The sequence below is a fragment of the Rathayibacter sp. VKM Ac-2856 genome (genome assembly GCF_013205055.1).
Taxonomy (GTDB): domain Bacteria; phylum Actinomycetota; class Actinomycetes; order Actinomycetales; family Microbacteriaceae; genus Rathayibacter.
This window is the reverse complement of sequence record NZ_JABMLF010000003.1, coordinates 26,592-40,809: the sequence shown is the minus strand read 5'-3', so window position 1 is coordinate 40,809 and position 14,218 is coordinate 26,592. Positions and strand designations below refer to the sequence as shown.

Genomic DNA, 14,218 nt, shown 5'->3' with positions numbered 1-14,218 from the left:
CTCAGCGCCGGGTCGAGGCGCGGATGTGCATCCGCTCGCCCTGGCGCCCGAAGAGGCTGAGGAACTCGACCTGCTGCTCGTCGGCCCGGCCGAACCAGTGCGGCACGCGGGTGTCGAACTCGGCGGCCTCGCCCGGCGGCAGGACGATGTCGTGCTCGCCCAGGCGCAGCCGGAGCCGACCGCTCAGCACGTAGAGCCACTCGAAGCCCTCGTGCGTGCGCTGCTCCTCCGGCGCCGGGAGGGGGCCCGCGGGGATCGTGGTCTTGAAGGCCTGGAGCGCTCCGGCGTCGCGGCTGAGCGGCTGGATCCGCATCCCGTGCCGGGTGAACGGCCGGCCGTGCACGCGCGGGTCCTCGGGCGCGGCGCCGACGAGCTCGTCGAGTGGCACGCCGAGGGCGCGGGCGATCGGGAGGAGCAGCTCGAGCGTCGCGCGCCGGCCGCCGCTCTCCAGCCGCGAGAGCGTGCTCGCGGAGATGCCGGTCTCGGTCGCGAGCGAGGCGAGGGTGCGGTCGCGGCGGGTGCGCAGGCGCCTCAGCCGCGGACCGACCGCGGCGACGATCTCGTCGTCGGAGGGGGAGTCGTGCTCGGGGTGCTCGGGCATGCCCCGATCCTGGCACGCCGGTCGCGCGGTCATGCTGGAACGGCACGGATCCTCGACGGCCCGCGGCGATCGCCCGAAGCTCGAGACATGACCGCTTCAGACCTCCCCGACGTCCCTGTCCCCGACGTCCTCGTCGCCGGCGCCTCCTTCGCCGGACTCGCCGCCGCCACCGCGCTCGGCCGCAGCCTCCGCGACGTGCTCGTCGTCGACGGCGGGCCGCCGCGGAACGCCCCCTCGCCCGGCGCCCACAACGTGCTCACCCGCGACGGCACCTCGCCCGTCGAGCTGGCCCGCCTCGCCCGGATCGAGGCCGAGGGCTACGGCGCACGGGTGGTCCCGGGCCGGATCGTCAGCGCCGAGACCACCGACGCCGGCGTCACGGCGACCCTCGACGACGGCACCGTGCTGCGCGCCCGCCGGCTCCTGCTCGCGAGCGGATCGACGGACCGGCTGCCCGCGATCCCCGGGCTCGCCGAGCGCTGGGGCCGCGACGTGCTGCACTGCCCGTACTGCCACGGCTTCGAGGTGCGCGGGCGCCGGATCGCCGTGCTCGGCAGCGGCTTCTCCGGGCACCAGGCGCAGATGTTCCGGCAGCTCAGCGGCACGGTGTCGATCCTGACGAACGGCGTCTTCGCGCCGGGTGCGGAGGAGGCCGAGGGCCTCGCCGCCCGGGGCATCGAGCTGATCGACGGGGCCGTCACCGAGGTCCTCGTCGAGGACGACCGCCTGGTCGGCGTCGTCGTCGACGGCCGCCGGATCGACCTCGACGCTCTCGTCGTCGGCCCGCGCGTCGAGGGGAACCTGCCGGACGGGCTCGGCCTCGAGCTCGTCGAGCACCCCTCCGGCGCCGCCCGGCACCTCACCGTCGACCCGATGGGCCGCACCACCGCGCCCCGGGTCTTCGCCGCGGGCTCGCTGGTGGAGCCGATGTCGCAGGTGATGGCGGCCGCCGCCGACGGCCTCCGCGTCGCCGCCGCGATCAACCACGACCTGATCGAGGAGGAGATCGCCGCGGCGGTGCGCGCCACGAGGGGCTGACCGGCGCTCGGGGTCGTCGGCCGGTGAATACTGGACCGATGACCCCGCCGCGCCCCCTCGAGCAGTCCTCCAAGCTCCGCAACGTCCTCTACGAGATCCGGGGCAAGGCGCTCGTCGAGGCGTCGCGGCTGGAGAGCGAGGGCCACCGGATCCTGAAGCTGAACACCGGCAACCCGGCCGGCTTCGACTTCGAGGCGCCGCACCAGATCGTGCGCGACATGATCGCGGCGATGCCCAGCGCGCACGGCTACAGCGACAGCCGCGGGATCCTCTCCGCCCGCCTCGCGGTGACCTACCGCTACGAGGAGGTCCCCGGCTTCCCGCCGGTGGACCCCGAGTGGGTGTTCCTCGGCAACGGCGTGTCCGAGCTGATCACGATGACCCTCCAGGCGCTGCTCGACGACGGCGACGAGGTGCTCATCCCGGCGCCCGACTACCCGCTCTGGACCGCGATGACGAGCCTCGCCGGCGGCACCGCGGTGCACTACCGCTGCGCAGAGGACGACGGCTGGCAGCCCGACCTGGAGGACATCCGCGCGAAGGTCACCTCGCGGACGAAGGCCATCGTCGTCATCAACCCGAACAACCCCACCGGCGCGGTCTACACCCGCGAGGTGCTCGAGGGGATCGTCGCGGTCGCCGAGGAGCACTCGCTGCTGCTGCTCGCCGACGAGATCTACGACCGGATCCTCTACGACGACGCCCAGCACATCCCGCTGGCCTCGCTCGCGCCGGACCAGCTCTGCCTCACCTTCAACGGGCTGTCCAAGACCTACCGCGTGGCGGGCTACCGCTCCGGCTGGCTCGCGATCACCGGGCCGCGCGAGCACGCCGCGGGCTTCCTCGAGGGGATCACCCTGCTCGCGTCCACCCGGCTCTGCCCCAACGTGCCGGGGCAGTACGCGGTGCAGGCGGCGCTCTCGGGCGTGCAGTCGATCGAGGCGCTGATCGCCCCGGGCGGCCGGCTGCGGCGCCAGCGCGACGCGGCCTGGACCGGGCTCCAGGCGATCCCCGGCGTCTCCTGCGAGCTGCCGCTCGGCGCGCTCTACGCGTTCCCGCGGCTCGACCCGGAGGTGCACGAGATCCGCGACGACGGGCGGCTCGTGTACGACCTCCTGCTCGCCGAGCACATCCTGCTGGTGCCCGGCACCGGCTTCAACTGGCCGACGCCGGACCACCTGCGGATCGTCACGCTGCCGGAGGAGCGGGTCATCTCGGAGGCGATCGAGCGGCTCGGGAACTTCCTCTCGTCCTACAGGCAGTAACTGCCGGCAGCTCACACCCGCCGGTACTCCAGCTCGGGCCGCCCCGGCGACCCGTAGCGCGGCGCGCGCTCGGCGACGCCCGAGTCCGCGAGGTGCTCGAGGTAGCGCCGGGCGGTGACGCGCGACACGTCCAGGCGCGCCGCGAGCTCGCCCGCGGAGAGGCCGTCCGGGCCGAGCAGCGCGGTCACCGCGTCGAGCGTCTCGGCCGAGAGGCCCTTGGCCAGCCCCGGCGCGTTGGAGGTCCGCAGCGCCGCGAAGGCGCCGTCGACCTCGTGCTGGCTCGCCACGTCGGCGCCGTGCATCCGCTCCCGGTAGGAGCGGTAGCTGGCGAGCTTCGCGGCGAAGACGCTGAAGACGAACGGCTTGATCAGGTACTGCACGATCCCCGCGGCGACGGAGGCGCGCACCACGGCCGCGTCGCGCACGGCGGTGATCGCGATCACGTCGACGTCCAGGCCCGCCGTGCGGACGGCGCGGCAGAGGTCGAGGCCGCCCATGTCGGGCAGGTTCATGTCGAGCAGGATCAGCGCGATCCCGGGGTCGGCGCGCAGGGCGCGGATCGCCTCCGCCCCGCTGCCCGTGACGGCGGCGACCTCGAAGCCCTCGACGCGGCGGACGTAGTCGGCGTGGGCGCTCGCGGTCAGCGGCTCGTCCTCGACGACGAGGACGCGGATCGGGGCGGTGGTCACCGGGTCGCCCCGGCCGGGTCCCGCAGCGGCAGCTGCACCGTGAAGACCGCGCCGACGTGCCGCGACACCTCGATGCTCCCGCCGAGCCGCTGCACCACCTGCTGCACCAGCGCGAGGCCGATGCCGCGGCCGAACGCGTCCGACTCCTTGGTGGAGTAGCCGCGGGCGAAGACGTCGGCGGCCTCGGCGACGCCCGGTCCGCTGTCGGAGACCTGCAGCACCAGCTCGGCGCCCTCGGTGCCCGCGGCGTCGGTCAGACCGAGGTAGACCTCGACCCAGGGCTCGCGGTCGGCGGCGGAGGAGGCGGCCGCGTCGAGCGCGTTGTCGATCAGATTGCCGAGCACGGTCACCAGGTCGCCGGGCTCGAAGCCCTGCGCGCCGGGCTCGAGGTGGGTCTCGAGGTGCAGCTCGACCCCGCGCTCGCGGGCCTGCGCGGCCTTGCCGAGCAGCAGCGCGGCGATCACCGGCTCCTGCACCGAGCCGAGCACCCGGTCGGCGAGCCGCTGGCTGAGGTTCAGCTCGCCGGCCGCGAAGGAGAGCGCCTCCTCCGGCCGCCCGAGCTCGATCAGCGAGGCGATGGTGTGCAGGCGGTTCGAGAACTCGTGGGTCTGCGAGCGCAGCGCGTCCGAGAGCGTGCGCATCGACTCCAGCTCGCCCGAGACCCGCTGCAGCTCGGTGCGGTCGCGGAGCGTGGTCACGGTGCCGAGCGGCCTCGCGCCGGGGGAGGCGGCCGGCCGGCCGTTGACCACCAGGATCCGCTCGTGCACCACGACCGCCCGGTCGGCGACCGGCACATCGGCGAGCAGGACCGAGCGGAGCGCCTCGGGCAGGTCGAGCGCGTCGACGGCCACCGGGATCGACACGCCCTCGAGCCGGAGCAGCTCGAGCGCGTGGTCGTTCGCGAGGACCAGCCGCCCGCGGTCGTCGACGAGGAGCAGGCCCTCGCGCACCGAGTGCAGCACCGACTCGTAGTACGCGAACACCTGGCTCATCTGCTCCGGGCCGCGGCCGCCCGTGACCCGGCGGAGGTAGCGGGCGAGCAGCCAGGAGCCGATGCCGCCGAGCGCCACCGCGCCGAGCACGCCGCCGGCGACGACCTGCAGGCGGGGGAGGAAGGAGGCGTCCACGCGGCTCAGGGTCACGCCTGCCGAGACCAGCGCGACGATCGTGCCGTCGGCGTCCTCGATCGGGGCGACAGCGCGCACCGAGGGGCCGAGGGTGCCGGTGTAGGTCTCGGTGAAGGTCTCGCCTCTGAGCGCCGGGGTGATGGTGCCGATGAACGGCTGGCCGATCCGGGCGGGGTCGCGGTGGGTGTACCGGGTGCGGTCGGGGTTCATGATCGTGAGGAAGTCGACGTCCGTGTCGGCCATGACCTCCTCCGCGTAGGGCTGGAGGGTGGCGGACGGATCGGCGCTCTCCGCCGCGGCGAGGACGAACGGGTTGTCGGCGACGGTGCGCGCGACCACGAGGCTCCGCGCGGCCGCGTCGTCGCCCGCACGTGCCCGGGCGTCGAGGGCGAGCACCAGGACGGCGACCGCGCCGAGCACGAGGATGCAGACCAGCTGCACCGCGAACAGGCGGGCGGCGATGCTGCCGCGGGGGCTCGCTGCGGGCATTCGACCTCCTCGTCCGTGCGCGTTCGTGAACAGTATGAACGCAACCTCCGGCGGGCGGCCCGCGGGGGCGAGCATCGTCGTACCCCCTCCCAGCTCGATGAAGAGACAGGACATGCGCATGGCGAAGACGCCCGGCGGCCCCGATCGGCTCAGCCCCTCCCTCACCCCCTTGAAGACCCGCCGGCGGATCGACCGCAACCACTGGCTGTACATCGCCGTGATCATCGCGGTCGTCGCCGGCGTGATCGTCGGCCTGGTCGCCCCCGCCTTCGCCGCGACGCTCGAGCCCGTGGGCAAGGCGTTCGTCGGGCTGATCAAGATGATGATCGCGCCGATCATCTTCTGCACGATCGTGATCGGCATCGGCTCGATCGCCAAGGCCGCGACCGTCGGCAAGGTCGGCGGGCTCGCGCTCGGCTACTTCATCGTGATGTCGACCTTCGCCCTGGCCATCGGCCTCGTCGTCGGCAACATCCTGCACCCGGGCGAGGGCCTCGACATCTCGAGCGCCACCTACGACACCAGCGACCTCAAGGCCGAGTCGACCAGCGACTTCATCCTCGGGATCATCCCTGTCTCGCTGTTCTCCTCGCTCGTGGACGGCAGCATCCTGCAGACGCTCTTCGTCGCCCTCCTGGTCGGCTTCGCGCTGCAGAAGATGGGCGCCAAGGGCCAGCCGATCCTCGGCGCGATCAAGCAGCTCCAGGTGCTGGTCTTCCGCATCCTCTCGATGGTGCTCTGGGTCGCCCCGATCGGCGCGTTCGGCGCGATCGCCGCGGTCGTCGGCAAGACCGGCTGGGGCGCTGTCGTCGCCCTCGCCACGCTGATGATCGGCTTCTACCTCACCTGCGCGATCTTCGTGGTCGTCATCCTCGGCCTGCTGCTGCGCCTGGTCACCGGCGTGAGCATCTTCTCGCTGATGAAGTACCTCGGCCGCGAGTACCTGCTCATCGTCGGCACCTCCTCCTCCGAGGCCGCTCTGCCCCGCCTGATCGCCAAGATGGAGCACCTGGGCGTCTCCAAGCCCGTCGTCGGCATCACCGTCCCGACCGGCTACTCGTTCAACCTCGACGGCACCGCGATCTACCTCACGATGGCCTCGCTCTTCATCGCCTCGGCGACCGGCGCCCCGATGTCGGTCCCGGAGCAGATCGGGCTCCTCCTCTTCATGATGGTCGCGTCCAAGGGCGCGGCGGGCGTCACCGGCGCCGGGCTGGCCACGCTGGCCGGCGGTCTCCAGTCCTTCCGCCCCGACCTGGTCAACGGCGTCGGCGTCATCGTCGGCATCGACCGCTTCATGTCGGAGGCCCGCGCGGTCACCAACTTCACGGGCAACGCGGTCGCCACCCTGCTCGTCGGCACCTGGACGAAGCAGATCGACATGGGCCAGGTCCGCGAGGTGCTCGGCGGCCGCCTGCCCTTCGACGAGGCCAGCCTCGGCGCGGACGACCACGACGCCCCCGCCTCCGGCACCTCGATCACCGAGGGCATCGCCTCCATCCAGGACTCGGACGAGGCCGAGCGCACCCGCGCGGAGCTGAGCGCGAAGCGCTAGCGAGCGCATGCCGGTCGAGTAGCCCCGCAGGGGCGTCTCGAGACCCACGTGTCTGCACGTCGGATCTCGATACGCCCGCTGCGCGGGCTGCTCGATCAGCATGCCCGGTTCCGCCCCGCGGCCGGCTCGATCGGCATGCGAGGGCTCGGCGCCGCACAACGTCAGCTGAGAAGGGGTGCCCTCCTCTGATGGGGGAGGCCGCCTCCTGTCAGCTGACGTTGTGCGGTCCGCATGCTGGTCGAGTAGCCCCGCAGGGTCGTATCGAGACCCACCGTTCTGCACCACGGTGGATCTCGATACGCCCGCTGCGCGGGCTACTCGATCAGCATGTCCGGGGTCCGCTCCGCGGCCGGCTGGATCGGCATGTGCGGCGCCCGCTCCGCGGCCGGCTCGAACAGCTCAGTGCCGGCGGACGCCGAGCAGCGGGAGCGTCACGGAGCAGAGCGGCCCGATCAGGAGGGCGAAGGCGAGGGTGCCGAGGCCGACGTCGCCGCCGAGGGCCCAGCCGATCAGGAGCACGGTGAGCTCGACGCCGCCGCGGGCCGCCCAGATCGGGACGCCGAAGCGGGTGTGCAGGCCGGTCATCAGGCCGTCGCGGGGGCCGGGGCCGAGGCGGGCGCCGATGTAGATCCCGCTCGCCACCGCCAGCAGCAGCAGTCCGCCGGCGAACAGCAGGGCCTTCCCCCACCACTCGGCGGGGACGGGGAGCAGGTGGATCCCGACGTCGATCATCGTGCCGACCACCAGGACGTTCAGCACGGTGCCGAGCCCTGGTCGCTGCCGCAGCGGGATCCACAGCAGCAGGACGAGCAGTCCGATCACGTTGGTGAGCAGTCCGATCCCCAGTCCGGTCTGGCGCGAGACACCCATCGCGAAGACGGTCCACGGGTCCACGCCGATCGAGGCGCGGATCATCATCGCGTCGGCGAACCCGTAGAGCACGAGCCCCACCAGCAGCCGCGGGACGGGGCGGATCCGCCACTGGCTCACCGGGGGAGCGGGGACGGCGAGGGGCGCGGTGATCGTCATGTCAAGCATCCCATCGCAGGAGTGGCCTCCTTCGCGCGGTCCAATCCGGCTATCTTGGACGCATGGCTGATGTCCACTTCGGCGTGCGCGCCCTGCAGACCCTCCTCGGCGACTGGCGCGAGCAGCGCGGCACGCGCCCCGCGTACCTCGCGCTCGCCGACCGGATCCGGCTGCTCAGCATCGACGGCCGCATCCCGGCCGACAGCCGCCTGCCGGCCGAGCGCGAGCTGTCGGCGCGGCTCGGCGTGAGCCGCACCACCGTGGCCGCCGCCTACCGAGAGCTGCGCGAGAGCGGCTACCTCGTCAGCGTCCGCGGCTCCGGGAGCGTCACGCGCCTGCCCGGGGCGGCGGTGCACGCCGTGCCCACCCTCGCCTCCGACTTCGTCGACTTCACCAAGGCCGCGCTGCCCGCCGTGCCCGAGCTGGCGGAGGCCTACGCCCGCGCCGCGCGCCTCGCGCCGGAGTACTTCGAGGACGGCTCCTACGACACCGTCGGCCTGCCGCTGCTGCGCCGCGCCATCGCGGAGCGGTACACCCGGCGCGGGCTCCGGACCGAGCCGGGTCAGATCATGGTCACCATCGGCGCGCAGCACGCGATCGCGCTCGTCGCCCGCACCCTGCTCGCCCGCGGCGACCGCGCGCTGATCGAGGCGCCGACCTACCCGCACGCCTACGAGGCGCTGCGGCTCGCCGGCGCCCGGCTCGTCCCGGTGAACGTGGACGGCGCCGACGGCTGGGACGGCGAGGGGCTGATCGCCGCGATCCGCGGCACGAGCCCGACCCTCGCCTACCTGATGCCCGACTTCCACAACCCGACCGGCCGCTCGATGGCGGTCGACCTGCGCGAGCGCGCGATCGCCGCGGCGGCCCGCCAGGGCACGCTGATCATCGCCGACGAGACCACCGCCGAGCTCGACATCGACCGGCGGATGTCGCCGCTCCCATTCGCGTCCTACGGACCGGAGGGCACGGTGATCTCGATCGGCTCGGTCGGCAAGACGCTCTGGGGCGGCATCCGCATCGGCTGGGTCCGCGCCGAGCGGAGCATCATCCGCAAGCTGGTCGCCGCGCGCTCGGCGGGCGACCTCGGCAGCCCGATCCTCGAGCAGCTCCTCGTCGCCGACATGCTCGGCCGGATGGACGGCGTGCTGGAGCTGCGCCGCGAGCAGCTGCGCGCCGGCCGCGACCACCTCGAGGCGGCGCTCGCGCGCGCGATCCCGGAGTGGAGCGTCCCCCGGGTCTCTGGCGGGCTGTCCACCTGGGTGGGCCTCGGCCGCCCCGCGAGCTCGCAGCTGGCGCTCGCCGCCCGCACCTCGGGCCTGCTGATCACCGCCGGTCCGCGCTTCGGGATCGACGGCGCCTTCGAGCGGTTCCTGCGGATCCCGATCGGCTACTCGCCGGAGACGACCGACCGGGCCGTCGAGGCGCTCGCCGTCGCCTGGGGCCAGGTCGCGCGCCACCCGGCGGCCGACACCGGCTACCTCGCCGACGTGGTCTGAGCCTCGCCGACGGGGTCTGAGCCTCGCCGATGTGATCTGAGCCTTCACCCCCGGTCCGGGGCCCCTCGTCCGTTCCTCAGCCGGCTGATGGAAGACTCGGAGGGTGCATCTCCTCGCGGTCCTCAGCATGAAGAACCGGGCGCTCATCGCGCTCGTCACCGTCGTCGTCGCCGTCTTCGGCAGCGTCGCCCTCACCGGGTTGAAGCAGGAGCTCGCGCCGTCGATCTCCTTCCCGCAGCTGGCGGTGATCTCGAGCTACCCGGGAGCCGCTCCGGAGGTGGTCAACGACGACGTCTCGACGCCGATCGAGACCGCCATCCAGGGGGTGCCCGGCCTCGAGTCGACGAGCGCGACCTCGTCGACGAACTCGTCGCTGATCTCGGCCTCCTTCACCTACGGCACCGACCTGGCGACCGCCGAGCAGAAGATCCTCCAGGCGATCAACCGGATCCGCACCGCGCTGCCCGAGGGCGTCGATCCGCAGGTCGTCACCGGCTCGTTCGACGACCTGCCGGTGCTGCAGCTGGCCGTGTCGAGCGACGGCGACGCGAAGGCGCTCGCCGACCGGCTGCGCACGAGCGTCATCCCGGACCTGGAGAAGGTCGAGGGCGTCCGCGAGGTCGCCCTGGTCGGCGAGAGCGCCCAGCGCGTCACCATCACGCCCGACGACGCGGCGCTGGCCGCGGCCGGCCTGTCCGCCGCCGACATCCGGACCGCGCTGCAGCAGAACGGCGTTCTGGTCGCCGGCGGCGAGATCACCCAGGACGGCAGCACCTTCTCGGTGCAGTCCGGCGTCAAGCTCGACTCGACGGACGCGATCGCGGCACTGCCGCTGATCCCGTCGGCGGCCTCCGCAGCGGCGGCCTCGGCCCTCGCCCCCACCGCGCCCGCCGCGGCCCCCACCCTCGGCTCCGTCGCCACCGTCGCCGTCACCGACGCCCCGATCACCTCGATCTCGCGGGTCAACGGCCAGCCCGCGCTGACCCTCTCCATCACGAAGCTGCCCGCGGCGAACACGGTCGACGTCTCGACCGGCGTCTCCGCGCTGCTCCCCGACCTCGAGGCGTCGCTGGGCGAGAACGCGGCCTTCACCTCGGTCTTCGACCAGGCCCCCTACATCCAGGACTCGATCGAGTCGCTCGCGCAGGAGGGGGCGCTCGGCCTCGTCTTCGCGGTGCTCGTCATCCTGCTGTTCCTGCTCTCGGTGCGGTCGACGCTGGTCACCGCGATCTCGATCCCGACCTCGGTGCTGATCACCTTCATCGGCCTGCAGACCGCGGGCTACACGCTCAACATCCTCACGCTGGGCGCGCTGACGATCGCGATCGGCCGCGTGGTGGACGACTCCATCGTCGTGATCGAGAACATCAAGCGGCACCTCGACGCGGGGGAGGAGCGCGCGGCGACCATCGCGGTCGCGGTGCGCGAGGTCGCGGGCGCGATCACCGCCTCGACCATCACCACGGTCGCGGTGTTCCTGCCGATCTCGTTCGTCGGCGGCACGACCGGCGAGCTGTTCCGGCCGTTCGCGCTGACGGTGTCGATCGCGCTGCTGGCGTCGCTGATCGTCGCGCTGACGATCGTGCCGGTGCTGGCGTACTGGTTCCTCCGGCCCTCGAAGCGCCCGGGCGTCCGCGAGGCGGCGCAGGCGGCGCTCGCCGAGGAGCGCGGCGCCGCCGGCGAGACGGTCGCGCCGGCCCCGGAGGCCGCGCCCGAGCACGCCCGCCACAGCGCGAAGGCGGGCCCGCGCCGCGCGTCCGGACTGCAGCGGGTCTACGGCCCGGTCATCGCCTGGACCCTGAAGCACTCCGTCGCGACCGTCCTGCTCTCGCTGCTGGTGCTCGTGGGCACCGGCGCGCTCTACCCGCTGATGAAGACGAACTTCCTCGGCGCGAGCGGCCAGAACACCTTCACCGTCACGCAGACCGTGCCCGACGGCCAGAGCCTGGACGCCCAGGACGCGACCGCCCAGCAGGCGAGCGCGGCCATCCTCGACGTCGACGGCGTCGAGACCGTGCAGCTCTCGATCGGCTCCGCGAGCGGCGGGCTGCAGAGCGCGTTCGGCGGCGGAGGCGGCGGCACCTCGATCCGCTACTCGGTCACGACCGACGAGTCGGCCGATCAGGAGGCCGTGCAGACGGAGGTGCGCACGGCGCTCGGCTCGGTCGCCGCGGCCGACGACATCAGCGTCGCCGCGTCCTCCGGCTTCGGCGCCTCGTCGAACATCGAGGTGGACCTCTCGACGGCCTCGCAGGGCGACCTGCAGAGCGCGAACGACGCGCTCCTCGAGGCGCTGCGCGGCACCGACGGGATCAGCCAGGCGGAGAGCAACCTCTCCTCCTCGCTGCCCTACATCGCCGTGCGGGTCGACCGCGCCGCCGCCGCGGACGCCGGGCTCACCGAGGTCGCGGTCGGCACCCTGGTCAGCCAGGCGCTGCAGCCGACGCAGACGGGCAGCGTCGTGATCGACGACCGCACGCTCTCGGTCTACCTCGCCGAGGCGCAGCCGCCGGCCACCCTCGACGAGCTGTCGGCGCTCGAGATCCCGACGCGCACCGGAGCGGTCCCGCTCTCCTCGCTCGCGGTCGTCGAGCAGACCGACGGGCCCGCGAGCATCACCACGGAGCGCGGGCAGCGCACCTCCACCATCACGGTGACGCCCGAGGGCGACGACCTGGCCTCGGCCAACGCGGCGGTGCAGAGTGCGATCGACGACACGGAGCTGCCGGCCGGCGTCTCCGCCTCGCTCGGCGGCGTCACGGCCGACCAGAGCGACGCGTTCTCGCAGCTCGGGATCGCGCTGCTGGTGGCGATCCTGATCGTCTACGTCGTGATGGTCGCGACGTTCCGCTCGCTCCTGCAGCCGCTGCTGCTGCTGGTGTCGGTGCCGTTCGCGGCGACCGGAGCGATCCTGCTGCAGGTGCTCACCGGCGTGCCGCTCGGCGTGCCGTCGCTGATCGGCGTGCTGATGCTGATCGGCATCGTCGTCACCAACGCGATCGTGCTGATCGACCTGGTGAACCAGTACCGCGATCGGGGGATGCCCGTGCGGGAGGCGCTGCTGCACGGCACCGAGCGGCGGCTCCGGCCCATCCTGATGACGGCGCTCGCGACGATCTTCGCGCTGCTGCCGATGGCGCTCGGCATCACCGGTCACGGCGGCTTCATCTCGCAGCCGCTGGCGATCGTCGTGATCGGCGGACTGGTGTCCTCGACGGTGCTCACGCTGGTCGTGCTGCCGGTCGTCTACAACCTGGTCGAGGGGTATCGTGAGCGGCGGCGTGCCGCCCGCGCCGGAGAGGCGTCGGCATGAGCGACACAGGATTCGAGACCACAGCAGCAGAGACCACCACGGCAGCGGAGGTCGCCGCGGCGGCCCCCGAGACGATCGGCTCGCGCTGGCTGAGCGGCTCCGACCGCGCCGCCCGCGCGATCGCCGAGGTCGGCCCCGAGCGCTTCGTCGCCGCGGACTACCGCCCCGGGACCATTCGCCACATCGTGCTGTTCCGCTTCCGGCCGATGGCGCTCGTCGCCGAGGTGGACGGCGTGATCGCGTCGTTCCTCGCGCTCGGCGAGGAGTGCGTCCGCAACGGCGTCCCCTACATCGTGTCGATCGAGAACGGCCCGCAGCTCAGCACCGAGGGGGCGGGCGAGGGCTTCGACCGCGCGTTCCTGCTGACCTTCGCGTCCGAGGGCGACCTCAACTACTACATCGGCCGCCCCGCGGTCGACGGCCCCGGTCTGTTCGATCCGGCGCACGACGCGTTCAAGGGACTCGTCGGCCCGCTGCTCGACACGGCCGGCGTGGTCGCCTTCGACTTCCGCCCCGAGCCGTTCGACTCCGGCGCGCTCGCGGGCTGACCGCCGCCGATGGCCACCCCCGAGTTCGTCCTCCGGCTCCGCGAGAAGGTGGGCACCGAGCTGCTCTGGCTCTCCGGCGTCACCGCGGTGATCGTGCGCGAGGACCCGGTCCGGCAGATCCTCCTGGTCCGCCGCGCGGACACCGGCGCCTGGACGGCGGTCACCGGCATCATCGACCCCGGTGAGACCGTGGCCGGCACCGCGTGCCGCGAGGCGCTGGAGGAGGCGGGCGTCGTGATCGAGGTCGAGCGCGTCGTCCGGCTGCACACCCTGCCGCCGATGGAGTACCCGAACGGCGACCGCGCGCAGTACCTCGACCACGTGCTGCGGGCGCGTTACATCTCGGGCGAGGCGCACGTCGCCGACGACGAGTCGAGCGAGGTCGGCTGGTTCGCGCCCGACGCGCTGCCGCCGATGAGCGCGGACCACCGCGACCGGATCCTGCGCGCGCTGTCCGACGAGACGGCCTGCACGTTCGACTGACGAGCGGTGCCGCTTAGACGTGCTCCGAGACGAGCACCGCGCTCGTCCCCGGCTCGAGGGCGTCGAAGACGTGCGGCTCGTCGCCCGGGTAGGACAGGCAGTCGCCGGGTGCGAGCTCGACCGGGTCGTCGGCCGGCCCGGCCAGGGCGCGGCCGGACGAGAGGATCAGGTGCTCGACGGTGCCGCGGGCGTGCGGATCCGAGTTCCTGGCCGCTCCCGGCTCGGCGGTGATGCGGTAGACGTCGCGGCGGGCGCCGGGCGGGCAGGCGCTGAGCAGGGTGGCGGCGTAGTCGGCGGTGGCGGAGGCGATCCGCGGGCCCTCCCCGGCGCGGATCAGCTGCACGGAGCGGCGGGGCGGCTCGACCAGGTGCGAGAACGGCACGCCGAGGGCGCTGCCCAGGGCCCACAGCGTCTCGAGACTCGGGTTGCCCTCGCCCGCCTCGAGCTGCGAGAGGGTCGACTTCGCGATCCCGGCGCGCCGCGCGATCTCGGAGATGCTGAGGCCGAGGCGGCCGCGCTCGCGGCGCAGGGCGGAGGCGACCAGGTCGCGGGGGGAGTCCGACATCGTTCGCTCTCCGGATC

General features: G+C 73.2%; 12 protein-coding genes. 7 read left to right on the top strand and 5 right to left on the bottom strand.

Going from position 1 to position 14,218, the window contains the following annotated elements:
- Nucleotide 1 precedes the first annotated feature (1 nt).
- Nucleotides 2-601 (bottom strand): helix-turn-helix domain-containing protein, encoded by a 600-nt coding sequence (locus HQQ82_RS10685; protein WP_173233066.1) that lies wholly within the window; start codon nt 599-601, stop codon nt 2-4.
- Nucleotides 602-688: 87 nt separating this feature from the next.
- Here HQQ82_RS10685 and HQQ82_RS10680 point away from each other — a divergent pair, with 87 nt between their 5' ends.
- Complete coding sequence (locus HQQ82_RS10680; protein ID WP_173233065.1) at nt 689-1,639, top strand: NAD(P)/FAD-dependent oxidoreductase; 951 nt, start codon at nt 689-691, stop codon at nt 1,637-1,639.
- A gap of 38 nt (nt 1,640-1,677) precedes the next feature.
- Nucleotides 1,678-2,904 (top strand): pyridoxal phosphate-dependent aminotransferase, encoded by a 1,227-nt coding sequence (locus HQQ82_RS10675; RefSeq protein ID WP_173233064.1) that lies wholly within the window; start codon nt 1,678-1,680, stop codon nt 2,902-2,904.
- 11 nt (nt 2,905-2,915) lie between these two features.
- Here HQQ82_RS10675 and HQQ82_RS10670 read toward each other — a convergent pair whose 3' ends face one another.
- Nucleotides 2,916-3,593, bottom strand: coding sequence for a response regulator (locus HQQ82_RS10670; protein ID WP_173233063.1), 678 nt, complete (start codon nt 3,591-3,593; stop codon nt 2,916-2,918).
- A complete protein-coding gene (locus HQQ82_RS10665) occupies nt 3,590-5,209 on the bottom strand; it encodes a sensor histidine kinase (protein ID WP_173233062.1) in 1,620 nt (539 codons plus the stop codon). Before HQQ82_RS10665 ends, HQQ82_RS10670 begins: the two co-directional genes overlap by 4 nt.
- Before the next feature lie 118 nt (nt 5,210-5,327).
- On the opposite strand from HQQ82_RS10665, the gene HQQ82_RS10660 reads away from it, so the two are divergent.
- Entirely contained in the window at nt 5,328-6,764 is a 1,437-nt protein-coding gene (locus tag HQQ82_RS10660) for a cation:dicarboxylase symporter family transporter (protein ID WP_173233061.1), read from the top strand.
- Nucleotides 6,765-7,163: 399 nt separating this feature from the next.
- On the opposite strand, the gene HQQ82_RS10655 is transcribed toward HQQ82_RS10660, so the two are convergent.
- The gene (locus HQQ82_RS10655; RefSeq protein ID WP_173233813.1) at nt 7,164-7,682 is read right to left on the bottom strand and encodes a YitT family protein; all 519 of its coding nucleotides are present in this window, start codon (nt 7,680-7,682) and stop codon (nt 7,164-7,166) included.
- 173 nt (nt 7,683-7,855) lie between these two features.
- On the opposite strand from HQQ82_RS10655, the gene HQQ82_RS10650 reads away from it, so the two are divergent.
- The 4 genes from HQQ82_RS10650 (at nt 7,856) to HQQ82_RS10635 (ending at nt 13,636) form a co-directional block, all read left to right on the top strand.
- Nucleotides 7,856-9,292, top strand: coding sequence for a PLP-dependent aminotransferase family protein (locus HQQ82_RS10650; RefSeq protein ID WP_173233060.1), 1,437 nt, complete (start codon nt 7,856-7,858; stop codon nt 9,290-9,292).
- A gap of 103 nt (nt 9,293-9,395) precedes the next feature.
- The gene (locus HQQ82_RS10645) at nt 9,396-12,605 is read left to right on the top strand and encodes an efflux RND transporter permease subunit (protein WP_173233059.1); all 3,210 of its coding nucleotides are present in this window, start codon (nt 9,396-9,398) and stop codon (nt 12,603-12,605) included.
- Nucleotides 12,602-13,153: a Dabb family protein gene (locus HQQ82_RS10640; RefSeq protein WP_173233058.1), complete on the top strand. Its 552-nt coding sequence runs from the start codon at nt 12,602-12,604 to the stop codon at nt 13,151-13,153. The genes HQQ82_RS10645 and HQQ82_RS10640 overlap by 4 nt, the downstream gene beginning before the upstream one ends.
- A 9-nt stretch (nt 13,154-13,162) precedes the next feature.
- On the top strand, nt 13,163-13,636 hold the full coding sequence (locus HQQ82_RS10635) for an NUDIX domain-containing protein (RefSeq protein WP_173233057.1): 474 nt from the start codon (nt 13,163-13,165) through the stop codon (nt 13,634-13,636).
- A 13-nt stretch (nt 13,637-13,649) separates the two neighbouring features.
- Here the strand turns inward: HQQ82_RS10635 and HQQ82_RS10630 are convergent, their stop codons facing one another.
- Nucleotides 13,650-14,201, bottom strand: coding sequence for a helix-turn-helix domain-containing protein (locus HQQ82_RS10630; RefSeq protein ID WP_173233056.1), 552 nt, complete (start codon nt 14,199-14,201; stop codon nt 13,650-13,652).
- Between the last annotated feature and the right edge of the window lie 17 nt (nt 14,202-14,218).

What these genes read in the sequence shown, in the direction of transcription:
- HQQ82_RS10630 (WP_173233056.1), bottom strand. Translation starts at nt 14,201, where the DNA reads ATGTCGGACTCCCCCCGCGACCTGGTCGCCTCCGCCCTGCGCCGCGAG.
- HQQ82_RS10660 (WP_173233061.1), top strand. Translation starts at nt 5,328, where the DNA reads ATGGCGAAGACGCCCGGCGGCCCCGATCGGCTCAGCCCCTCCCTCACC.
- HQQ82_RS10665 (WP_173233062.1), bottom strand. Translation starts at nt 5,209, where the DNA reads ATGCCCGCAGCGAGCCCCCGCGGCAGCATCGCCGCCCGCCTGTTCGCG.
- HQQ82_RS10650 (WP_173233060.1), top strand. Translation starts at nt 7,856, where the DNA reads ATGGCTGATGTCCACTTCGGCGTGCGCGCCCTGCAGACCCTCCTCGGC.
- HQQ82_RS10655 (WP_173233813.1), bottom strand. Translation starts at nt 7,682, where the DNA reads ATGATGATCCGCGCCTCGATCGGCGTGGACCCGTGGACCGTCTTCGCG.
- HQQ82_RS10675 (WP_173233064.1), top strand. Translation starts at nt 1,678, where the DNA reads ATGACCCCGCCGCGCCCCCTCGAGCAGTCCTCCAAGCTCCGCAACGTC.
- HQQ82_RS10685 (WP_173233066.1), bottom strand. Translation starts at nt 601, where the DNA reads ATGCCCGAGCACCCCGAGCACGACTCCCCCTCCGACGACGAGATCGTC.
- HQQ82_RS10635 (WP_173233057.1), top strand. Translation starts at nt 13,163, where the DNA reads ATGGCCACCCCCGAGTTCGTCCTCCGGCTCCGCGAGAAGGTGGGCACC.
- HQQ82_RS10640 (WP_173233058.1), top strand. Translation starts at nt 12,602, where the DNA reads ATGAGCGACACAGGATTCGAGACCACAGCAGCAGAGACCACCACGGCA.
- HQQ82_RS10680 (WP_173233065.1), top strand. Translation starts at nt 689, where the DNA reads ATGACCGCTTCAGACCTCCCCGACGTCCCTGTCCCCGACGTCCTCGTC.